The sequence below is a fragment of the Prevotella heparinolytica genome, from assembly GCF_004342845.1.
Taxonomy (GTDB): domain Bacteria; phylum Bacteroidota; class Bacteroidia; order Bacteroidales; family Bacteroidaceae; genus Bacteroides; species Bacteroides heparinolyticus.
On record NZ_SLXB01000001.1, the window covers coordinates 36,822 to 59,559 of the forward strand.

General features: G+C 46.8%; 20 protein-coding genes, 2 tRNA genes and 1 pseudogene. 12 read left to right on the top strand and 11 right to left on the bottom strand.

Annotation, left to right across the window (positions count from 1 at the left end; all coding sequences use genetic code 11):
• Positions 1 to 410: 410 nt before the first annotated feature.
• Positions 411 to 1,577: a RagB/SusD family nutrient uptake outer membrane protein gene (locus EV202_RS00175; RefSeq protein ID WP_234878215.1), complete on the top strand. Its 1,167-nt coding sequence runs from the start codon at positions 411 to 413 to the stop codon at positions 1,575 to 1,577.
• Positions 1,578 to 2,059: 482 nt separating this feature from the next.
• Here EV202_RS00175 and EV202_RS00180 read toward each other — a convergent pair whose 3' ends face one another.
• The 3 genes from EV202_RS00180 to rpsO all read right to left on the bottom strand — a co-directional run bounded on the left by EV202_RS00180 (position 2,060) and on the right by rpsO (position 5,753).
• Positions 2,060 to 4,384 carry an outer membrane beta-barrel family protein gene (locus EV202_RS00180; RefSeq protein WP_131924507.1) on the bottom strand — a complete coding sequence of 775 codons (2,325 nt, stop codon included), beginning with the start codon at positions 4,382 to 4,384 and terminating at the stop codon, positions 2,060 to 2,062.
• Positions 4,385 to 4,508: 124 nt separating this feature from the next.
• On the bottom strand, positions 4,509 to 5,390 hold the full coding sequence (locus EV202_RS00185) for a helix-turn-helix domain-containing protein (protein ID WP_131924509.1): 882 nt from the start codon (positions 5,388 to 5,390) through the stop codon (positions 4,509 to 4,511).
• Between the two features lie 93 nt (positions 5,391 to 5,483).
• Complete coding sequence (gene rpsO / locus EV202_RS00190; protein ID WP_125239700.1) at positions 5,484 to 5,753, bottom strand: 30S ribosomal protein S15; 270 nt, start codon at positions 5,751 to 5,753, stop codon at positions 5,484 to 5,486.
• A 227-nt stretch (positions 5,754 to 5,980) separates the two neighbouring features.
• Between rpsO and typA the strand changes: the two genes are divergently transcribed.
• The 9 genes from typA to EV202_RS00235 all read left to right on the top strand — a co-directional run bounded on the left by typA (position 5,981) and on the right by EV202_RS00235 (position 12,872).
• Positions 5,981 to 7,780, top strand: coding sequence for a translational GTPase TypA (typA, locus tag EV202_RS00195; RefSeq protein WP_131924510.1), 1,800 nt, complete (start codon positions 5,981 to 5,983; stop codon positions 7,778 to 7,780).
• A 92-nt stretch (positions 7,781 to 7,872) separates the two neighbouring features.
• Positions 7,873 to 8,460, top strand: coding sequence for an LOG family protein (locus EV202_RS00200; protein WP_106069595.1), 588 nt, complete (start codon positions 7,873 to 7,875; stop codon positions 8,458 to 8,460).
• Positions 8,457 to 9,188: a DUF4271 domain-containing protein gene (locus tag EV202_RS00205; RefSeq protein ID WP_131924511.1), complete on the top strand. Its 732-nt coding sequence runs from the start codon at positions 8,457 to 8,459 to the stop codon at positions 9,186 to 9,188. The genes EV202_RS00200 and EV202_RS00205 overlap by 4 nt, the downstream gene beginning before the upstream one ends.
• 4 nt (positions 9,189 to 9,192) lie before the next feature.
• Positions 9,193 to 9,945: a uroporphyrinogen-III synthase gene (locus EV202_RS00210; protein WP_106069597.1), complete on the top strand. Its 753-nt coding sequence runs from the start codon at positions 9,193 to 9,195 to the stop codon at positions 9,943 to 9,945.
• Between the two features lie 126 nt (positions 9,946 to 10,071).
• A complete protein-coding gene (rnpA, locus tag EV202_RS00215; RefSeq protein WP_131924512.1) occupies positions 10,072 to 10,464 on the top strand; it encodes a ribonuclease P protein component in 393 nt (130 codons plus the stop codon).
• Entirely contained in the window at positions 10,461 to 10,682 is a 222-nt protein-coding gene (yidD, locus tag EV202_RS00220) for a membrane protein insertion efficiency factor YidD (RefSeq protein WP_106069599.1), read from the top strand. The genes rnpA and yidD overlap by 4 nt, the downstream gene beginning before the upstream one ends.
• Positions 10,679 to 11,353, top strand: coding sequence for a TatD family hydrolase (locus EV202_RS00225; RefSeq protein WP_131924514.1), 675 nt, complete (start codon positions 10,679 to 10,681; stop codon positions 11,351 to 11,353). The genes yidD and EV202_RS00225 overlap by 4 nt, the downstream gene beginning before the upstream one ends.
• 63 nt (positions 11,354 to 11,416) lie before the next feature.
• Positions 11,417 to 12,709, top strand: a complete 1,293-nt coding sequence (gene tyrS / locus EV202_RS00230; protein ID WP_106069601.1) for a tyrosine--tRNA ligase — start codon at positions 11,417 to 11,419, stop codon at positions 12,707 to 12,709.
• Positions 12,710 to 12,801: 92 nt separating this feature from the next.
• A tRNA-Gln gene (locus EV202_RS00235) sits at positions 12,802 to 12,872 on the top strand.
• 65 nt (positions 12,873 to 12,937) lie between these two features.
• Here the strand turns inward: EV202_RS00235 and EV202_RS00240 are convergent.
• The 7 genes and pseudogenes from EV202_RS00240 to EV202_RS00270 form a co-directional block, all read right to left on the bottom strand.
• On the bottom strand, positions 12,938 to 13,294 hold the full coding sequence (locus tag EV202_RS00240; protein WP_131924516.1) for a DUF3795 domain-containing protein: 357 nt from the start codon (positions 13,292 to 13,294) through the stop codon (positions 12,938 to 12,940).
• Positions 13,291 to 13,974, bottom strand: a pseudogene (locus EV202_RS15425) (zinc ribbon domain-containing protein). Before EV202_RS15425 ends, EV202_RS00240 begins: the two are co-directional and overlap by 4 nt.
• A gap of 497 nt (positions 13,975 to 14,471) precedes the next feature.
• A tRNA-Ile gene (locus EV202_RS00250) sits at positions 14,472 to 14,545 on the bottom strand.
• A gap of 133 nt (positions 14,546 to 14,678) precedes the next feature.
• Positions 14,679 to 14,990 carry a DUF4491 family protein gene (locus tag EV202_RS00255; protein WP_106069607.1) on the bottom strand — a complete coding sequence of 104 codons (312 nt, stop codon included), beginning with the start codon at positions 14,988 to 14,990 and terminating at the stop codon, positions 14,679 to 14,681.
• A 51-nt stretch (positions 14,991 to 15,041) separates the two neighbouring features.
• The gene (locus EV202_RS00260) at positions 15,042 to 15,506 is read right to left on the bottom strand and encodes an Lrp/AsnC family transcriptional regulator (RefSeq protein WP_106069608.1); all 465 of its coding nucleotides are present in this window, start codon (positions 15,504 to 15,506) and stop codon (positions 15,042 to 15,044) included.
• Between the two features lie 119 nt (positions 15,507 to 15,625).
• Complete coding sequence (locus EV202_RS00265) at positions 15,626 to 16,399, bottom strand: radical SAM protein (RefSeq protein ID WP_106069609.1); 774 nt, start codon at positions 16,397 to 16,399, stop codon at positions 15,626 to 15,628.
• Between the two features lie 97 nt (positions 16,400 to 16,496).
• The gene (locus EV202_RS00270) at positions 16,497 to 18,527 is read right to left on the bottom strand and encodes a helix-hairpin-helix domain-containing protein (RefSeq protein WP_131924518.1); all 2,031 of its coding nucleotides are present in this window, start codon (positions 18,525 to 18,527) and stop codon (positions 16,497 to 16,499) included.
• Positions 18,528 to 18,961: 434 nt separating this feature from the next.
• On the opposite strand from EV202_RS00270, the gene EV202_RS00275 reads away from it, so the two are divergent.
• Both EV202_RS00275 and EV202_RS00280 read left to right on the top strand, forming a co-directional pair.
• Entirely contained in the window at positions 18,962 to 19,597 is a 636-nt protein-coding gene (locus EV202_RS00275) for a DUF4294 domain-containing protein (protein WP_174704387.1), read from the top strand.
• Between the two features lie 138 nt (positions 19,598 to 19,735).
• On the top strand, positions 19,736 to 21,724 hold the full coding sequence (locus tag EV202_RS00280) for a sensor histidine kinase (protein WP_131924520.1): 1,989 nt from the start codon (positions 19,736 to 19,738) through the stop codon (positions 21,722 to 21,724).
• Positions 21,725 to 21,750: 26 nt separating this feature from the next.
• On the opposite strand, the gene EV202_RS00285 is transcribed toward EV202_RS00280, so the two are convergent.
• Positions 21,751 to 22,713: a YitT family protein gene (locus EV202_RS00285; RefSeq protein ID WP_131924521.1), complete on the bottom strand. Its 963-nt coding sequence runs from the start codon at positions 22,711 to 22,713 to the stop codon at positions 21,751 to 21,753.
• Positions 22,714 to 22,738: the final 25 nt, after the last annotated feature.

The window sequence follows — 22,738 nt, forward strand, 5'->3', positions numbered from 1 at the left end:
GTTGCTTCCGCGCCGCTTTTGAAACGATTTTCTTCTATTGTAGAGATACGCTCAAACACCCCTGTTCATTATCAGCGATTTACGTTTTGTTTTGTAGATGTTGCGGTTCCAAACCTCTTTTTTTGCACCTCCGGCCATTTTTTCGTTGTAGAGAGTGCTGTTTTTTAATGTATTGGTTATCATTGCTTTAACATTTTCGGTTGTAGATGCCGTTTTCTTGCATTTTCTTTTGTCTGCCCCTAACTTTGCAACATCGAATCCGGGAAAAGCGGACGGACGGAACCGTTGAGGCCTCGCGGTGAAAAAACTCTGTTCCTCGGATGAGATAAGAGAAACCAATACATTATTATTAATAAACTAAAACTTTAAAATTATGGCTTTTTACAAGAAATTTCACTCTGACCGAAGCGATGAATGCCGCAAAGCAAGTGGCAGACAATGCGCAACTGACGGAGAACTCTCACGCGATGAATCCTGAAAGCGGAACCGTTTACGGATGGAACAGTTACTTCGAGATGTACAGCCAGCCTTCATTGGCCAATGTGCCTGAAGTATTGCTGTGGAAAGAGTACAGCTCAGCGCAGAACATCAAGAACGGAGTTCCTTACCGCGTCAAAATAGGATGCGCCGACGGTTATACCCGCACTTTTGTCGAGACTTTCCTGACAAAGAACGGGCTTCCCATCTATGCTGACAATACATACAAAGGCGACGTATCAATTGACAATGCCAAAGCCGGACGCGACGAACGCCTGCAACTCTTCGTATGGGGAGAGAGCGACATGCTCGATTCCGATCCGAAGGCTCCCACTGTCGGTACTCCCTTCACCAAGCCCGATATTACCACAGGCGTAAGCGAGAAGCGTGCCATCACCGGTTACCAGCCGCGCAAGTACTATACTTATGACTATAACCAGACAGAGAATGACGAACGCCGGGGTACCAATGCTTGTCCTATTTTCCGTTCTGCCGAAGCGCTTCTGAACTATATGGAGGCTTCCTATGAACTGAACAAGACTTTGGATGCCACAGCCAGAACCTACTGGCAGAAGCTGCGTGCACGTGCAGGGGTAAGCACGGACATCGACGCCACGATTACTGCCACCGATCTGGCGAAGGAAAACGACTTTGCTGTCTATTCCGGTACGGCAATGGTAGACAAGACACTCTACAACATACGTCGTGAACGCATGGCTGAACTCTTCAGCGAAGGACAACGCTTTCCTGACCTGATACGCTGGCGCGCTTTCGACCGCATGATTACTACCAAATGGATTCCCGAAGGTATCAACTTCTGGACCGAAGCTTACAAGAAATACGGTGATTTGAAAGCCGACGGTTCGGCCGAAGCCTTTGTTTCGGGCAAGGAACTGAGCATTTATCTGCGTCCCTACAGCCGAAGCATGCAAAGCACCAACGAACTGCGCGATGGTTATATTTGGCACGAGGCATATTATCTCTATCCCATCGGAAACGAGGATTTGCGTCTGGCCTCTCCGGACAAGAAAGTGGAAACAAGCAACCTCTACCAGAACATCTATTGGCCGACTATGGGTGGTGGACATGCCGAAAGATAAAGGAAAAACGATTTTAATTGAGAAGCTGTTTGATGTTCGAATATACTTGAGCCATTCGTCATAAAACAGACTCTATCACTCAAAGCAGAGGATGTGTCAGGAAATGGCACATCCTCTTTTATTTAATCTTTTTAAAGATTACCTGAGTTCAGGATAAAAAGCAGGGCGATAACCTCACACGGATACTTATGTTTTAAAGCCAAATTCCATTGGTTATCAGGTGTTTAATCCTGCCTTGTCAGGCACTTGTGTCTGTCACGTCAGAGACTTGTGTCTGTCGGCTTGGACACGTGCCTCTGTCACGACAAAGGATCGCAGCTGTCAAAACAGGGCAAGGGCGGCCGGTCTGAAAGGCTCTCTTCTGCCCGACCGCCGTAAACCGGTGCATTCAGGAAATATCCGCCCGACAGGATGCAGCCCCTCATCTTCAGCAAAAGGAACAGCCTATCCCGAACTTAGGTAAGATTATCTCAAAACCGGCTTTACAATCTTTTTAAATCCTCATCCGATACATGTTTCCCTTTATAAGCCTTACCTACAGCATTGAAGCTATAGCTCAGACTCAACGAGAGACTGCGCGAGTCGGGATTTGCCTTTTTAGTGTAAGTCAGCCGAGGACCGAACAACATGAGAGAACCGTGACGTGATTTCCATAAATCATTGATTTGCAGGTTGAAGTTCAACCTCTTATTCAGGAACATTTTACGAAGCCCTGCATCCATCCCCCAATAAGAACCTTGCAATGTGGGGCCGAAGTTGCCTTCGCTCTGATAATCGGCATCTAAAGACAGAATCCATCCGCCTGGCAGATTCAGGCTGTTTTGCCAAAGGAAGTAACCGCTGCAACGGTTCATGTTTTTGGTAGCTCCTTGATTGGTGACTTTGAAAAAGGGCTGTCCGAAATAGATGCCGAATTCGGGTCTCCAGATGCCGAGTGCGGGTGAGAGGTAGATAGAAGCGGTGAGATATTGCATCCGTTTGAAGTTTTCGGTAGTGAAGATAACCACATTCGGATTTTCCGCATATTCTTTAGTCATGAAGGCAATGGCATTACGACGATATTTGTAACTGATGCTGAACTGCATCCATTTATAGAGAGCGCTGAACTGCATATCGTGATTTGTTTCGGGAGTAAGCAACGGATTGCCTCCCTCGTAGATAAAGCGGTTGTTGTAGCTGAGAGTGCTGCGCAACTGAAAAAAAGTGGGGCGGTTGCTTTTAACCGTATAGCTGAAGTTGGCTTGCGTTTTGCCTATGGGAAAATCTACGGAAAAGTTGGGACACCAGTCATTGTAAGTACGACTTTGTCCGGAAATGAACTCACCTTGTTTCCAATACTCCGATACGGCATGCTCGAAACGCAGTCCGGCAAGCAGGCTGACTTTTCCGAATGCAAGGAAGTACTCGGCGAAGGCGGCTGTTTTGCTTTCGTCAATTCTGCTGTCCGTATCGGGAAGAACGCCTTGTAAGTTCAGGAACCGATCGTTACGTCGGATGAACGTGTAGTCTGCACCGGCCTTCAACTCGCCTTTCCACAGGGGATGCGTCAGAAGCAGTCTGGCAGCATAGAGACGGTTGTCGGCACGATTGAAAGAACTAATGTTGCGATAGTCCTCCGTCCGACTGACTTCTTGCGCTTCCTGACGGTTATAGGTTTTGCCATATACGAAATCCGTCGTAAGATTGACTTGAAGTTGTTTTAAAGAACCTTGATAATAAGCGTTCACTTGATGTTTGCTGTCTTGCTCCAAATTCTCAGAAGAGTGGCCGGTACGGTCTACCGGTTTCCCATCTTCCTTGACGGTATATTCCGAGCTGTTGCCGGTATGAAAGTCGGGAGTGCGGTGAAACTCATACGAAGCGCCGAGACTGTGCCGGGAGCTGAAGTCATAACTGACACTTGCTTTTCCGCCGCCCATCAAACCTTTATGATGCAAATGAGCTTGGCTGTTGATGTCCCAGTCTACTTCGGACGGTATTTGGTATCGCACTTCCTGATGCCGCAAGGTATTTTCATATCGGGCATATAGCATGCCCAGCAGCGAAAGCCCTTTCTTCTGATAGTTCAGGTTGATTTGTTCGTAATGAGTGGTACGTCTGCGTCGTGTGATGTTTGCGCGGACGTTACCGCCGAAGCCGTTTTCCCTGCCCCTTACGGTGCGGATGCGCACAACGGCATTTACAGTGGCATTGTATTCCGCACCAGGATTGGTAATTAGTTCCACTTTCTCGATGTCGGCGGCCGAGAGACGTTCCAGTTCAGAATTGTCTTGCAAGAGCCGGTGGTCTATATATATAATAGGTGTACCTTTGCCGAAGACGGTATAACCCTCGTCGGAATGACGCAGTCCGGGGATATGTTTCAACACATCGTTGGCATTGTTCAGAGAAGCGAGCAGAGACTGTTGTACGTTCGTTTCTAACTTCCCGCCTTTCAGCCTGAAAACAGGACGCTGTGCCTCGACAACGGTTTCTGCAAGCATTATGGCATCCGCTTCCAGCATCCAGTCGCCCGTATCCCCGTTACGGCATGAACGGCAGAGAGATTTATAGCCGATGGAGGTGATTTGCAGTAGATATTCCTCGTGAGTTGGCGGAACTATCTCGAAACTCCCGTCACTACGGCTACAAGTGCCTTCTATAAAAATGGAGTCGGTCGAAAGAAGAACGATGTTGGCAAATTCTATCGGTTGTCGTTCCTCATTCAGAATTCTGCCCCGAACGGAAAGCCGGGAGGAATCGTTTTGCGCATTTGTCGCCACAGTGCCCATCAAGAGCAGAATGAAAAGGTATGCCATCTGTTTCATGTTCCGATTATCGTTTGATTCCGGGACACGAAGGTATCTGCTTTCCATGAGGAGGCAAGAAACAGAAAGCGGATAAGTATCTGACATTTGCCTGACAACAGACTGACAATGCCGTTTGCAGCGTTCAACCTCTTATCTCCAGCCCATAGGCACGCCCACGGTCTGTCGTTATTTTTAAGTTGCTGTTTTCTTCAATAATGGGCTTCAGGCGTCGTATCAATGTATAGAGCGTTTCTTCCGCATTCTCTTTTCCCGGCCATAGAGATTGGCAGATGTCGGGCTTGGAAAGCAGATGAGAGGAGGAAAGGAAGAACATCTCCATTAATGTATACTGCATGGGAGTCAACTTCAGTCTGCCTTGTTGTTCGTTGTAGAAACAGGTCTCTTGGAGAGAGAGCGACAGATTACCGAAAGTAATAAGCTCTTTCCGACGTTTCTTGTCATTATTGTTTCGTGCATTCCGGAGACGAAAGAAAGCAAACCCACCCCATAACAGTGCAGCCAATAGCAATATCGCCGGTATTGTCTGTTGAGATAAGCCGAACAGCATTGTGGCCGGACAGCGGGCATATCCCCGGAAAGAAAGTGTCAGCTCTGAAGTATCGGATGCGACGGAAAGCCATACTAAAGTGTCGCTGACGAGATATCCGGCAGAAAACTCGTTGAATGTTCCATTCGGGTCGTTCTTTTTCAAAATGTGCAAAGAGAGTCCGGATACATCTTTCAATTCGGTTATGGACAATGCTTCGGAAAAAGTGGCGTTGGAACTGTTTATGAAAACGGGAGCTCCCATTGCCTCCTGCAATTTGGAATAGGTCTGAATGGTATCTACCTCCAACCACTTCCCTTTATGCTGTAATACGGTATGTCTCAGTGCCTGATTCAAGTCGGAGATTATGCGCAGTTTCATTTGCGAATAGTTGCGATATCCGAGGCCAAACGATAGCAGTATCAAAAGGAAAAAGATTGCTACCGAGTGATTAGCTGCTGATATTTTCTGTTTCATAGAAACAAAGTTACACATTTCTTTTATGCAAACAAAAAGGGAAACCCTCTTTTCGAGAATTTCCCTTTCTTAATGCTTTCGTCGCAAGTAGAATTACTTACGCAAGCCAAGTTCTTTGACGATGGCGCGATAGCGTTCGATGTCGCGGTCTTTCAGGTAGTTGAGCAACGCACGGCGTTTACCTACCAACATAGTCAAAGCTCTTTCAGTGCTATAATCTTTTCTGTTGAGCTTCAGGTGCTCAGTCAGGTGGGCAATACGGTAGGAAAACAAAGCTATCTGAGACTCAGCTGATCCAGTATCAGAGTTAGACTTTCCGTATTTGCCGAAGATTTCTTGCTTTTTAGCAGCGTCTAAATACATAGTTGTTTAATTAAAAAGTTATTATGATTATTCCCTTTCGGGGCTGCAAAGATAGATATAATCTTTTATATTGCAATGACATTCAGCTTTTTCTTCTATGTATCTGCATATATGATGCAAAATTCGTACCTTTGCACCGCAAAAACAGGCCCCATGGATGCGAACGGCAAATGAAATCGTATCGGCTTTCTGCATAGCCTGTCTTTGCCTTAATTAATAGGTATTATATGCAAAATATTAGAAACATTGCAATCATTGCCCATGTGGACCATGGGAAAACAACGCTCGTTGACAAGATGCTTTTGGCCGGAAACCTTTTCCGCAGCAACCAAAGCACAGGTGAATTAATGCTGGATAACAACGACCTTGAACGTGAACGAGGTATAACGATTCTTTCCAAAAACGTCTCTATCAATTATAAAGACACCAAGATTAACATCATCGACACTCCGGGACACAGCGACTTCGGAGGCGAAGTGGAGCGCGTGCTGAATATGGCGGACGGATGCATCTTGCTCGTAGATGCCTTTGAGGGTCCTATGCCGCAAACGCGCTTCGTACTCCAGAAGGCTTTGCAAATCGGATTGAAGCCTATCGTGGTGGTGAACAAGGTGGACAAACCGAACTGCCGCCCCGAAGAGGTCTATGAAATGGTGTTCGACTTGATGTTCAGCTTGGATGCTACCGAAGAACAGCTGGACTTCCCCGTTGTCTATGGCTCGGCCAAGAACAACTGGATGAGTACGGACTGGCAGCATCCCACCGACAACATCTATCCGTTGCTGGACTGCATTTTGGAGAATATCCCCGCTCCCGAGCAATTGGAAGGTACGCCGCAAATATTGGTAACCTCTTTGGACTATTCTTCTTATACCGGGCGTATTGCCGTGGGACGTGTGCACCGCGGCACATTGAAGGAGGGCATGAATGTTTCTTTGGTGAAGCGTGACGGAAAGGTGTTGAAGTCTAAAATCAAAGAGCTGCACACCTTCGAGGGCATGGGACGCGTGAAAGTGCAGGAAGTATCTTCCGGCGACATCTGCGCACTGGTAGGCATAGAGGGCTTTGAAATCGGAGATACCGTATGCGATTACGAGAATCCGGAGGCATTGCCGCCTATCGCCATCGACGAACCTACCATGAGCATGCTTTTCACCATCAACGATTCTCCGTTCTTCGGCAAAGAAGGCAAGTTCGTCACTTCACGCCACATACACGACCGCTTGATGAAAGAGCTGGACAAGAACCTTGCACTCCGCGTAAACAAAAGCGAGGAAGACGGCAAGTGGGTTGTTTCGGGCCGCGGCGTGCTCCATCTGTCCGTGCTGATTGAAACCATGCGCCGCGAAGGATACGAATTGCAAGTGGGACAGCCGCAGGTTATCTTCAAGGAGATAGACGGCGTGAGATGCGAACCTATCGAAGAGTTGACCATCAATGTGCCCGAAGAATACTCCAGCAAGATGATTGACATGGTGACGCGCCGTAAAGGTGAAATGGTGAAAATGGAGAGTACCGGCGAACGTGTCAACCTTGAATTCAACATGCCCTCGCGCGGCATCATCGGCCTGCGCACGAACGTGCTGACCGCTTCGGCCGGTGAAGCCATCATGGCACACCGCTTCAAAGAATACCAGCCTTATAAGGGGGATATTGAACGCCGCACCAACGGTTCTATGATTGCCATGGAGGCAGGTACGGCTTTCGCCTATGCCATCGACAAGTTGCAGGATCGCGGCAAGTTCTTCATCTTCCCGCAAGATGAAGTATATGCCGGTCAGGTAGTGGGCGAGCATTCGCACGACAACGACTTGGTGGTGAACGTCACGAAGTCCAAGAAACTGACAAACATGCGTGCCAGCGGTTCCGATGAAAAGGCCCGCCTGATTCCGCCCGTTCAGTTCTCTTTGGAAGAGGCGCTGGAATACATCAAGGAAGACGAGTATGTAGAAGTCACTCCGAAATCCATGCGCATGCGCAAGGTGATTCTGGATGAAACGGAGCGTAAACGTGCCAACAAAAACTGAAATTAGAATCCATACACGATACTCCGGATCGTTTCAGATTTTCTTGAAATCATGTACCTTTGCAGTATCTGCAAAAAAGGTTGGAAAAAACGATGAATAAGATAGATTCCGTATGCGTATATTGTGCATCGAGCACAAAGATAGACCCTGTTTATTTCGATGCCGCCCGCGAGCTGGGCACTTTGCTGGGCAGGAAACATCTCCGCCTGATTAACGGAGCGGGAAACATGGGACTGATGTCGGCCGTATCGGATGCCGCACTTCGTGCGGGAGGAGAAGTGACGGGCGTCATTCCCCGGTTCATGGTGGAACAGGGATGGCACCATACGGGACTCACACAACTCGTCGAGGTAGAAAGCATGCACGAACGAAAGAGAACGATGGCAGACCTGAGCGATGCCGTCATTGCACTGCCCGGCGGATGCGGCACATTGGAAGAACTGCTGGAAATCATCACTTGGAAACAACTGGGACTGTATCTGAACCCGATTGTCATCCTGAACACCAAGAACTACTTCGACCCTCTGCTCGATATGCTCGGCAAAGCGGTGGAAGAGAACTTCATGCGTACGCAGCACGGCGCCATCTGGCACACGGTACAAACACCGCAAGAGGCAATCGAACTGATACATACACTGCCGTTATGGGATGCTTCCATCCGTAAATTCGCCGCGATATGATAGGGATGTTGATGGCTTGGGCAACGGGGGTAACAGAAGGAATTCCCCTTCCATATTCTCCGCGGATGGACGACGGCATCACCGTCATCCTTTTGTGTTGCTTCTTCCTGTCGGCTTATGTCCTGTCTCGCAGCCGCAAGTTCCTGTTTCAGTTAGTGAAAGATTTTCTGCTTCATCGCGAACGCACCAGCATATTCGCTACTTCCACGGCAGCCGACATGCGCTATATGTTGTTGCTGATTCTGCAAACTTGCGTGCTTGGCGGCGTGTGCATCTTCAATTATTTCAATGACGCGCAGCCGGAACTTGTACATCATATTTATCCCGGAATCTTGCTAAGCATATATATCGGGATATGTGTTTTTTATCTGGTGACAAAATGGCTGCTTTACTCCTTACTGGGTTGGATTTTTTTTGACGAAAGCACCACATCGCTTTGGTTGGAATCTTATTCCACGCTGCTTTATCATCTTGGTTTTACCCTCTTCCCGTTTAGTTTATTCATTGTTTATTTTGATTTGAATCTGCATTCGGCAATAATAATCGGCCTCATTTTGGTCTTTTTTGCTAAAATATTGATGTTCTACAAGTGGATAAAGCTTTTTTGTCATGATTTACATGGCGGTTTGCTTTTAATTTTATACTTTTGTGCCCTTGAAATCATCCCTTGTCTGGTTTTATATCAAGGCATGGTGCAATTAAACGATTATTTGATAATAAAATTTTAGGACGTTGAAAATTAAGAAAGTACTTGTGTCGCAGCCTAAACCGGCATCGGAGAAATCTCCCTACTACGACATCGCCGAAAAGTACGGTGTGAAAATAGATTTTCGCCCGTTCATCAAAGTGGAGAGCCTTTCAGCGAAAGAATTCAGACAGCAGAAAGTTGCGATCCTCGATCATACCGCCGTTATTTTCACTTCGCGTCATGCTATCGACCATTTTTTTCATCTTTGCGGCGAGTTACGCGTAACAATCCCCGAAACCATGAAGTACTTTTGTGTGACGGAGGCTGTTGCTTTGTATATACAGAAGTATGTGCAATATCGCAAGCGTAAAATCTTCTTTGGCAGTACAGGAAAAATAGACGATTTGATACCGGCCATCGTAAAGCACAAAACGGAAAAGTACTTGGTACCCATGTCGGATGTACATAATGATGACATCAAGAACATACTGGACAAGCACAAGATTCAACATAGCGAAGCGGTGATGTATCGCACCGTCAGCAACGACTTCGGGGCAGACGAAGCGTTCGACTATGACATGCTGGTATTCTTCAGTCCGGCGGGTGTAACCTCTTTGAAAAAGAATTTCCCTGATTTTGACCAAAAAGAAATCAAAATCGGCACGTTCGGTTCTACCACGGCACAGGCTGTCCGCGACGCCGGACTTCGTCTGGATTTGGAAGCTCCCAGCGTACAAGCACCTTCGATGACGGCGGCACTCGATATGTTTATCAAAGAGAACAACAAAGGGAAGTAACCCTCATTGTTACGGATAACAGATTACGAACCACAGATTACGGCGGCATAGTGTGTGAAGACAATCGTGCATGCGTAATTCGTGGTTCGTAATTTGATTTTATAACCTATTGTAATTCTAAAAAAAGTGGCAAATACCCTGCGCAAGTCCGAAAGGTTGGATAAAAAGAAAGTGATAGAGAAGATGTTTGCGGGCGGCTCGCATTCGTTTTCTATTTTCCCTTTGCGCGTGGTGTATCTGCAGGTAGAGGAACTGGAGGCTACCGCTTCCATCTTGGTCAGCGTTTCAAAACGCCGTTTCAAGCGCGCGGTGAAACGCAACCGTGTGAAACGCCAGATACGCGAAGCCTATCGCGTCAACAAGCACAAGTTGCTGAGCGTGCTGGCCGAAAAACAATGCCGTCTGGCCATTACCTTCATCTATCTTTCCGATCGCCCGGAGGATTCTTCTGTCATTGAAAACCGCGTAAAGACGGCCTTGGCACGCATTGCCGAGAAAGTAACGACCTCGGAGCCATGAAAAGAGCACTTTCATATCTGCTGTTGCTTCCCATTTATTTTTATCAGAAGTTCATCTCGCCCATGACCTCCCCATCATGCCGCTTCACTCCCACCTGCTCGCAATATGCCGTGGAGGCCATCAAGAAACACGGACCTTTCAAAGGGCTTTATCTGGCAGTGAGACGCATTCTGCGCTGCCATCCTTGGGGAGGTTCCGGTTATGACCCTGTGCCATGAACATCCCTATCGACATACATACGCACCGGCTGCCGCAAACCTTCGGAAAGGCAATCGTAAACTGCGAACCCGAAACATTTCTTCCGCAGAAAGAAGGATGGTACTCGGTCGGGATACACCCTTGGAGCATCACCGCACCCTATGCTTGCCGGAATAATTCCCCTACCCCAAATCTCATCGTGAGCGAACGCATGAATCGTCTTGAGACACAGGTGTGCCATCCCCTCGTATTGGCTGTGGGCGAGGCAGGACTGGACAAGCTGGCAGACGCACCCATGACCTTGCAGCTGGAAGTGTTCGAACGTCAGGCTCGCTTGGCAATGGAGGCAGACAAACCTTTGGTTATTCATCTGGTGAGAGCCACCGACGAGCTGTTGGCACTGAAGCACACCTTGCGTCCTACCAATCCGTGGATTATTCACGGCTTCCGTGGCAAGGCGGCACTCGCCGAAGAATATCTGCGACACGGCTTCTTCCTTTCATTCGGAGAGAAATACCAGGAGGAGGCGCTTCGTCTGATGCCGGCCCACCGATTGTTCATCGAAACGGACGAAAGCGATGTCTCCATTGACGAGCTGTATGCACGGGCTGCTACCGTGCGAGGTGTCCCCTCCTCTGAACTCAAAAACTCTGTGGAAGAAAATGTTATCAAACTCTTTTTTAAACAATAAGAGTTTGTTTCTTCAATAAAGTGTCGTACTTTTGCGAAAATAATTAATAAAGACAATCATTCGATGAATTTTGTAGAAGAACTAAAATGGCGTGGAATGGTGCACACGATGATGCCGGGCACCGAAGAATTATTGGCTAAGGAACAGGTTACGGCTTATGTAGGCATCGACCCTACTGCCGATTCTTTGCACATCGGTCACCTATGCGGAGTGATGATGTTGCGCCATTTCCAGCGTTGCGGACACAAGCCTTTGGCACTTGTGGGAGGTGCAACCGGTATGATAGGCGACCCTTCGGGCAAATCGGCCGAACGCAACTTGCTGGACGAAGAAACCCTCCGTCACAATCAGGAATGCATCAAGAAGCAACTGGCCAAGTTTCTCGATTTTGAGAGCGACGCTCCCAACAGGGCGGAACTGGTGAACAACTATGACTGGATGAAGGACTTCACTTTCCTTGATTTTGCCCGCAATGTAGGCAAGCATATCACCGTGAACTACATGATGGCAAAGGAATCCGTACAGAAACGTCTGAACGGTGAAGCACGCGACGGTCTTTCGTTCACGGAATTCACTTATCAGCTGTTGCAAGGCTACGATTTTCTGCATTTATATGAAACCAGAGGCTGCAAGCTACAGATGGGCGGTTCGGACCAATGGGGCAACATCACTACCGGCGCCGAACTGATTCGCCGTACCAATGGCGGTGAAGTGTTTGCCTTGACTTGTCCGTTGATTACGAAAGCCGATGGCGGCAAGTTCGGAAAGACAGAATCAGGGAATGTTTGGCTCGATCCCCGCTACACCTCTCCTTACAAATTCTATCAGTTCTGGCTCAACGTCAGCGACGAAGATGCGGCACGCTATATCAAGATTTTCACCTCATTGTCGAAAGAAGAGATAGAAGCCTTGACAACGGAACATGCCGAAGCCCCTCACTTGCGTGCGCTTCAAAAGCGTCTGGCAAAGGAAGTCACCATCATGGTGCACTCCGAAGAAGACTACAATGCCGCGGTAGATGCCTCAAACATCCTCTTCGGCAATGCCACTTCCGAGGCCTTGAAGAAGTTGGACGAAGACACGTTGCTGGCTGTGTTCGAAGGCGTTCCCCAGTTCGAGGTGTCTCGCGGCGCACTGTCGGCAGGCGTAAAGGCTGTGGACTTCTTTGTGGATAATGCGGCTGTATTCGCCTCCAAAGGCGAGATGCGCAAACTGGTGCAAGGTGGCGGTGTTTCCTTGAACAAAGAGAAGCTAACCGCTTTCGACCAAACGATTACAGCAGCCGATTTGCTGGACGGAAAGTATTTATTGGTGCAGCGTGGAAAGAAAAACTACTACCTGATTATCGTCAAATAAGGAGAGAATAGAAAAAATAGTCCCGGAATATTTGGATATTTCGGTACAGACCTCTATCTTTGCACCGCTTTTTAACAGAAAGCGTATAAGTTTGGACTATGGTGTAATGGTAGCACAACAGGTTTTGGTTCTGTTTGTCCAGGTTCGAATCCTGGTAGTCCAACTTCTTGTAATCAGGCCTTGAAAGATTACTCTTTCAAGACCTGATTATTTTTTGCCAGTCTGCAATTAATAGTGACAGTTTCTCTTTATTGTCTGACACTTGCGCTTCGTCATTTCCTCGGCAAAAGCCTTTTCTCCATGTTCCTTGATGTAGCGGATGCAGGCCGGACGGCCTGATCTGAATAAGAAAGCGAATACCTTTCCTATGAGATTTGAATATGTCTTGCATCCGGCAACATCCTTAACACATTCCGCGCATGTGTGAAAATCGTGGCTTATGACACACGTTCTAATCTTGCACCAAGCAGCCTTCTCATTTTGGCGGCAACCGGGACATTTGCCGGATATAAATTTACGACAGGCTCCGCAATAAAGTCCACAGGCTGCTATATATTCTTTATTTACTTCCATATTGGCTATCATTCAATGTGTCGATGAACAAACTCTCCATTTATCCAAAGGGTAGCTTCGATTCCGATGAAATGGAGAAGCACATAGTTCGGGTCTGTCGGGCCACCGGAAAAATGGTTGATGTACCGGTCTTGCCACATTTTCTTGCGGATGCTGTCATCAGTGACGATTTCAACCGCTCCGCGCAAAGCAACACTGTCTCCATAAAAAGAATAACAAAGTCCTGCTTTGGGATTCATCTTGAAATCGGCAACTTTCACCGAATCCGCTCCCGTAGCCATCCATACCTCATTGTATCCTACGGTATGACCTTTTGACATCGGCACGGGGCGAGGAACTCCATCGGCATTGATTGAAGCCAGTGTCATCTCGTTGCATTGAGCCAGCAAATCCATTGCCTTTTCAAGAATTGTCCTCTCGCCCTTCTATTTCCACCGTTTCAGATTCGGAAAGAATTGGCGCATCCGTTCTTTTGCCTGTTCGGGAGTGAGATTCCAGCCTGTCTGCTCGTTCATCTGGTCGGTAAACTGCGCGCAGAACTCAATCATCTGGTTCATGTTGAAGTCTTGCGTGAACTTGCCGTCTTTGTAGCAATAAATGCAGTAATCCTCATTGCGGCTGCCGTCGGAATTGATTCCCTTATTGTCAGCGACCAGTGGCATTCCGCAACTCTGACAGAATAGTTGTTCCATATCGTTTTTCTTTTTGCCCCACAGTCCAATAGAGCGGATTACTAAATGCAGAAACGCGGACTGCAATGCCACGTCTTAAGCGAAGGTCGTAGGAAACCTTTTGAGCAGATGTAACAATAGCAGCCCACGCCATATGCGTGAGAACCACCATGCTATCCTTGCTCAATTGAAAATTTCCTACGTTTTCACTTACAAGATAAGCATAACGCTTCTTCTTTTTCTAATATGTATTGAATAGAGTTCCTCCCCATCCGATTGCAAATATAATAAAATCGACTTGGAAAGTTGCTTAATACCCAATTATTTATTGGGTACAATAAACGTGGATTAAAGAAAAAATATGAATGAAATGTATTTTGCGAACTATATATTAAAAGATGAGAAAGCCTGATTACACCATAGAACATCACCATCTATCAATTCCCGCCTCAAACAGTTTGTTTACCCGATTATACAAAACAAGCAGCTACGAAATTCGTAACTGCTTGTTTTCAGTGTGGACCAGCCTGGGCTTGAACCAGGGACCTCCAGATTATGAGTCTGTTGCTCTAACCAACTGAGCTACAAGTCCGATGTATCCTTCTACGGATAGCGGGGACAAAAGTAGTGTTTTCCATTGAAATATGCAAGAATTTCGCTTAAAAAAGAAAAACACACCAAAAACAGCCTTGCGAAAAAGACCGGTAAAATATACCAGCAACTCCTCAGAACTTATAGATTCTTTTAGGATTCTTAGGAAACCAGCCTTTTTTTACCCGCTCTTCCTGCTCGAACACTTCTTTGATGCTCCAGAAGGAAGAGAAAGCGAATACGCCCAACAGAGAAGCAACCATAATATTCTCCGTGCAAAGAGAAGCTATGACGCCGCCGATGCCGAGCAGAAGGAAAATCCACCAACATTTGGTGCCCAAATGATATTCGGCTTTTACAACTATGGGATGAAACAGTCCGATAATGATAAATGTACAGATACCGATGACAAGACCAGACAGATGATATTCGTTCAAGAAATCCATTATTGTTTGCTATTGACTATAAGCTGATGACAAATCACTTATAACTCTTTTTTATTTCTCAGGACAAATAGGAATTTCTTTCTTGATGCTTTGCTCCAAGGATATCAGTGTCTCTGTGGCTGTCACACCCGGAATTTCTTGCATTTTGTTATTCAGCAAGTCCATCAGATGTTCGTTGTCGCGGGCATACACTTTGGTCAACATGGTGTATGTGCCTGTGGTGAAGTGGCATTCTACGATTTCGGGAATCTTGTTCAGCTCGGCAACCACCGTTTTATACATGGAACCTTTTTCCAACTTGATTCCCACGTACGTACAGGTTCTGTATCCAAGGGACTTGGGGTTTACATGATAGCCTGATCCAACAATAACCCCAAGATCAATCAAACGCTGTACGCGCTGATGAATGGCAGCACGTGATACTCCACATTCGGCAGCTACGTCTTTGAAAGGAATACGGGCATTTTGGGAAATGATTTCCAGAATTTGCCGGTCAAGATTGTCTATTTTTTCCATAATAGTAAATAAGTAAAGTTTTATTCTTATCAAATAGTAAGCAAATATAGGACTTTATTTTAATTTATCTATAAAAACGAAAGGAAAAATGAGTAAAAGTGACAAATATGTGAGATAATTCAATAAGATACACTTACTTCTATTCCTTCTTTCTTTATCAGGGCTGCAATGCGATCCAGCTCTTCGTGTGTGGCTTTCCGTAAGTCTTGACCGGGTGTTTCGCGGTCGATGGTATAAATCATCACTTGACGAGGGGCTATCTCCTTCACTGCTTCCAGCCAAGGAAGAACGTATTTGTCCGAGGTATTGTCCATATTCTTGCCTGCGTAGCTGCCTTTCAGGAACATGGCCTGTATGATGCAGTTGCCCTTGAAGGCTTTCATGCCTTCGATGATTTTATTCACGGAATAAGAACCGGTTGGACGGTCGAGTTCGCGGATGTAAGCCTCGTCCACCGTGTCGAGCTTCAGGATGTTGTTATCCACCTTATTTAAGGCGTCGAACACGGCAGGCTTATGGATAAAGGTGGAGTTGGTCAGAACGCTTACCTTGGCATGTGGGAAATAGCGGTCGCGCAGGGTCAGCGTGTCTTCTATGATCTCGGGGAAGCGGGGATGAGCGGTAGGCTCACCGTTTCCGGCAAAGGTCAGCACATCGGGCGCAGGGCCGTTCTGCCGCATGTTCTGCAGGCGCGCTTCGAGGGCGGCACGTACCTCCTCGCGCGTGGGAAACTGCTGTTTAGGGCGACGGTCGGCATTGAAGCCGCATTCGCAATAAATACAGTCGAAAGTGCACACCTTGCCGTCGGCAGGCAACAGATTGATTCCCAATGATACTCCCAAACGGCGGGAATGAACGGGACCAAATATTGGAGAAGGATAAATGACCGTCATCGTTAGCGTATGATTTGATGAATTATTATTTTGACCTGAATGAACCTGAGACAAGAGCAAATATAGTGAATAAATGGAACAACGGATGGAAATCCGCCTAAAACTTGACTCTAAGCTGCATCTGCAAGTCTGCCTTGCGATGGCTGTCTATCTGTTCGTTGCCTGAACCGATGGTCTCGCGGTCGCCGTAAACGGTCTGTCCGAACTTGGCAAGAAACATAAAGGCCTTGCCCACGTCGTAACGGAGAACAGCGGAATAACGCCAGCCTCTGCCGGAGAAAGACGGCGTAGAAAAGGTGTACAGCAAGCCTCTTTCAGCGGCATATATGCGCGAATCGTAATCGTCCGTATCAAAATAAGTGGCTTGCAAGGCAAGCGACAAGGGGAAGGAAGAAGGAGAGTAGGCGCAAGACTGTGTGAACTGATATCCGTCTTTCCCATCGAAGTGATAGCCTGCTTTGTCTTGCTGACGAAAATGATTGTAGTCGATCGTGGTGCGGAATGTAAAACTCCCCGGCGCATAGGACAGCCTATACCGAAACCGATGATGGCGTATGGGCGACGTAACTGCACCGCCGCTGCCCGTCACGTCTCTTTCCTTCCGCTTATATCGATGATTAAGATACATGGACAGATTGCGCCGGGGCGAATAGGATGCCTGAAACATGACATCCGTTCCTTGCGACGGCTTGCTGATGCGGTACTTCCACCAAGGAAAGGAAAACATGTCTATCGAAGCGAAGAACCTCCAACGGGCAAAGGGAGCAGTTTCTGCCACCAGATACCAACCGTTCTCATTTTGCGGTGCGCTGCTTTCGGCAAAGGAGCGGGCGAACATAGCCCAATAATCAAAGGAATAGTAGCGATGAACGAGCAACAACCGATAGTCGGGTGAGAAGTCATACTTCCACTTGTTCAATAAAGCATATCCCTGCTTGCCCATGGCCGCCTCCCCTACCCACACAATACGTCCCAAACGATATTGATAATCCACACCGATGTTATAAAACGCTGTGCCGTGCAGATTGTATCGGCTATAACCGTCCCGTTTCGGCTCATAAGGGCGGTCGAAGAAATAACAGATGCCCGTTGCCCCCAACCTTAATGTCTTTTTCGCGTAGGTCAGGTTGCCGCCCATGAGCTGAAGAGCAAAGGCATTTGCCTTGTCCGCTTCTTTCTGCGTGCGGTGCAGGCCGGTCTTGTAGATGGAGGTAATTTCTCCTTCCTTCACCACACCATCCATGAGGCGGTGCGAGCAGAAGGCCGACAGCTCCAACGAAGGAATGACCTGCACCGTTGCCGCCGCTCCGCGGAAGTAGTTGTATTCGTCCGTAGAGGCATGCTTGCGTATGCCTCCGGCACGATGTTCGGCGGCGGACAGGGAGAAGGTCTTGCCCAAACGGAAATCGGTACTGACCACCAGCCCTTGCCCGAAGCTGAGGCGATAATTGCCCAAAGCCAGCGTTTTCAGTCTGCCCAAGTTCCTGATGATGAAATAATACGAATAGGAATCATAGCCTTTGCCGTTGTGCAGGCCGAACATCGGCTCTCCGGCATCCTTCTCGCCCGTTATGCCTGCTTGCAGGTAGTCGCCGTAGCGGAAGGCATAACGCATGGAGTGGTAGGGCGAAGGGCCAAGGTAGTTCTTGGCATATCCTTTGCGCGTATAGAAAGGCAAATCCAGACGGGCAAGGGCTTCGTGCCGACCATACTTCATGATGGTTCTCAAGGTGGGATAACGCCTACCCTCCCCTTTCAGCGGCTGTACGCATACAAAGGGCAGCAGCAGTTCGATGGTGCGTTTATCCATCTCCGCCACCAGTTGCAGTTCATATACGGTCTGCATCGGCCCATGCACGTAGATGTATGCCAACAGGTTTTCTATCTGAATATCCGTAAGGAAAGGAAATCGCTCCAATTGGCTTTTGGTCGCCTCGTTGAGGTTGAGGGGTTCTTGCAGCAGTTGGGAGAGTTCTTGCAGCTCGTTTTCCCAATCATGCTCTTCTCCGGCATCGGCAGATAATTGTTCCAGATGCTCTTCCCAAAGAGACAAGGGCGTGTTTTGCGCCCAAAGCACAGCGGTCGTCAGCAGCATACTCACAAAAACTCCCAATCTGATGTATTTCATTCTCTCTATATTCGTTTCGTTGTTGATGGTCATCGGCATGCGAAAATACGGCTATTAAACGGAAATAGGAAAGAACTCTCCTGAAAACTTAACGTAAAAGTACGACTTGCATAAGCAACCCATTGGCGGAAAATAAGGCAGATATTTCCCGATGCCCCTAAGACAAGCGTATCAATGAACACGAGATATTGATTTACGCTGCACAAGATGTCATCTTATGTTGCATGACATGCACATCTCATGATACACAAGATGGCATCTTGTGCATGGAGCGCATATATCCGCAGGCGAACAGAACCGTATGCCCCCTCGGCTTCCGCTCCGGCAATACCGATCCCCACAAATGCACAGGCTGGCTGCGCGATTCTCAAAAGTTCAATAAATAAGTTAAGATACCGAGGAAAAAACAACCGAATGCAACAACATTCCGTGGAATGATATACTTTTGTAACATGAACATTAGACTTAATATCGTAATATTCATTGTGTTTCTGCTCTGCATCGGCCCGAAAGCTCTTGCACAGCGACAGCCCACAAGGGCCGATGCGCAAAAGAATGTTTACCTTGTGCCCATGTGCGTGTACGAGGGAGACACCATTCCGTGTATCGACTTGCCCAACGTCTACATATTCAAGCCGCTAACGTTCAAGAACAAGCGAGAGATGGAAAAGTACTATAAACTTATCCGCGACGTGAAGAAAGTGCTTCCCATCGCCAAAGAAGTGAACCGTGCCATCATCGAAACCTACGAGTACATGATGACCCTACCCAACGAGAAAGCACGCCGGCAGCACATCAAGGCCGTAGAGAAAGGCATGAAAGAACAATATACCCCCCGGCTGAAGAAACTGACCCTTACGCAGGGCAAGCTGCTGATAAAGCTGGTAGACCGACAGACGCACTCCACGGGTTATGAACTAGTAAAGGCATTCATGGGCTCTTTCAAGGCGGGATTCTACCAAACCTTTGCCACATTGTTCGGTGCCAGCCTGAAAAAAAAGTATGACCCCGCAGGAGAAGATGCGCTGACCGAACGAGTAATAAAGTTAGTGGAAAACGGACAATTGTGAACCATCCCCAAACTGAAAAATCAAGACTTTTACGGGAGGATTCGCTATAAACTTGTAAAAATTTCATTTTCCAGGATTATTCTTTCATTATTACTAAATTAATATTTATTTTTGTCCGGACGAACAAATCCATTTCCCATGAAACGCATTATAAAAACATTCTTTTTCCTTTATTTCTGCCTTTCAGCCGCATACGCACAACAACAAGAAAAAAACAAGGAAGAAATACTGATTATCAGTTCCTATAGTTACGAAAGTAAATATATATACAGCAATATCACGAAATTCGTAAATGAATACACACGGTTGGACGGTAAATATTCACCGGTGGTAGAATCGATCAACTGCTTGTCTTTGGACGAAAGAACCAATTGGATGAACAGGATGAAAAAGATACTCGACAAACATCCCGACGCAAAATTCATCCTGCTTTTAGGACCCGAAGCATGGTCGTGCTACTTTTCGCTGACCGAAGAGAAATACAAGAAAATCCCTTTAGGATGTATCATGGGCCAACGATACGGTGCCACATTCACAGACAATGCCATCCCTTCACTGCAAGTAGCTGATACCCAAAAACAAGGAATCGTGGACTACAAACAAGTGATGGAACAGTTCAACGTAAGATTCTTTGACTACTATGAATACGACACAGATTCCGACTACAAACTGATCACCCGCTTATTCCCCTCTACCAAAAACATAGCCATCATCAGCGATAATACCTACCTCGGACTGAGTGAGATGAGAATCGTAAAACACACGCTTGAGAAAAATTATCCGCACATGAACCTTATCTACATAAACGGCAGCCGGATGGATCTTGAAGAAGCTTTGCACACCACGGCCTCACTGCCCGAAAACACCGCGGCCATTCTCTGCATCTGGAGGTTTGACAAAAAGAATGTAATCTACATGAAAAACGCCGAATACCTCTTCAAGGAAGCCAACAACGAACTACCCGTATTCAGCCTTACCGGAACAGGTATAGGCTATTGGTGCATCGGAGGTTCCATCCCAAAATATAATGAAGAAGTAGGAGTGACACTTGCACAACACGTCTATCAACACATCGATAAAGAAAAGAAAGACTTTCCTGTATACCTCCATCGTTGTTACAATGAATTCCGTTTTGACATGGATAAATTGAAAAAATTCAATTTATCAAAAGAAATGTTACCCGATAAAAGCATCTACATCAATGACACCACCTTAAATTGGAAAGAAGTATTACACAATTACAGGTGGTATTTGCTGCTAATGTCAGTGGTCATGATAAGTCTTATCGTGGGAATAATTATATCCATACACTATTCCTGGCACATCCACCAACTGAAAAACAAACTGATGGACGACAAGAAACGGTTGGAGGATTCCGAAAAGGAACTGCGTTCAGCCAAGGATAAAGCCGAAGAGAGCAACCGGCTGAAATCGGCGTTCATATCGAACATGAGCCACGAAATACGCACTCCGCTCAATGCCATAGTGGGATTTTCCACCATCTTACAAGAAGAGACCAAACAAAATAAAAATATAAAGGAATATGTAAACATCATCTCTTATAATTCGGACTTGTTGTTGAAACTCATCAACGACATCCTCGACCTTTCGCGGCTGGAATCGGACAAGCAGAATTTCAACTTCTCCAAAACAGATTTGATACCACATTGCCAAAACGTTATGAACAGCATACAGACAAGCATCAACAAAGATACAAAGCTGTATTTCCGTCACTCCACGCTAACCGCCAACGCGGAAACCGACCTTACAAAATTTAATCAGATCCTTATCAACTTGATAGGAAACGCTGCCAAGTTCACCCGGGAAGGTTTCATCGAACTGAGTGTGAAACCCGATGATGAAGCACAAGAATGGGTATTTTCCGTTACCGACACCGGATGCGGCATTCCGTTGGACAAACAGAAAGCCGTATTCGAAAGATTCTACAAACTGGACGAATATGTACAAGGCACCGGGCTGGGACTTTCCATTTGCAAGATTACCATAAAAAAACTGGGAGGCAGAATATGGATTGATTCTGAATACATGCAAGGAGCACGATTTATATTCACAATCCCCTATAAACATAAAAGGGATGTCACGACGACACCCCTGATCATTGAATAGCTTTATTTACTGTTATCCCCCGCCCCTTATTCCGGTTGCAGTTCTCCCGCCATCGGCAACTCTTTCCATCCCTCGCCAAAGGCATCGTAAGCATCGGTCACCACTACGAAAGCTTTCGGGTCGACCTCTCTTATTTTTTGCTTAATGCCCGCCACCTCTTTATAACTCATCACAAGAAACAACATTTCCTTATCGGACTTTGTATACAGGCCGCTGCTCTTGATGCAGGTGGCCGTGCGGTCCAAATCCTTGATAATATAGTCGTGCAAGGCAGTCAGGCGCATATCACTGATGACAAACAATATCTTATCGTTCTTCTCTCCGTTGATAACATAGGCCATCACCCTCGAAGTGACGAAAATGGCAATGAGCGAATAGAAAGACAAATGCCAAGAAGGCTGGGCAGAATCGCCCGGATTGCCGATACCGAAACCGATGACCAACAGACCGAACAATACCACAACGCCATCTACCAGCAAAATGGACTTTGAAAAACGTATGTGACAGTATTTCTGCAACAACATTGCCACAATGTCCGTGCCTCCCGTTGTAGCCTGACTGCGCACCACGGTGCCGCAACCGATGCCGATGACCACCGCACCGATTATGGAAGTCAGCATCAGATGATTTGTCATGTCGATGCAACCTCCCAGTAACTGTGTAGGATCCAACCGATGGAGTGCTTCCTTGGAAGGATAAGACAAGATGGACAAAGTATTCATGACAAGCGGAGTGAAAAGCGCTGCAACGATGGTGCGCGCTCCGAGTTTTTTTCCAAGAAAAAGCACGGAAATAATAAGCAACGGAATGTCGAACATATATCCGAACGTACCCACCTGAATGGAAGGAACCAGATTATGAAGCACAATACTCGCTCCATACACCCCACCCGGAACCAAATTATAGGGATTGATAAAGTATACAAACCCTGCTCCCATAATGATGCAACCTACAAAAACACCTATCCACGAAGATATTACTTTTTTCATATCAATCAGAATTATATATCTATAT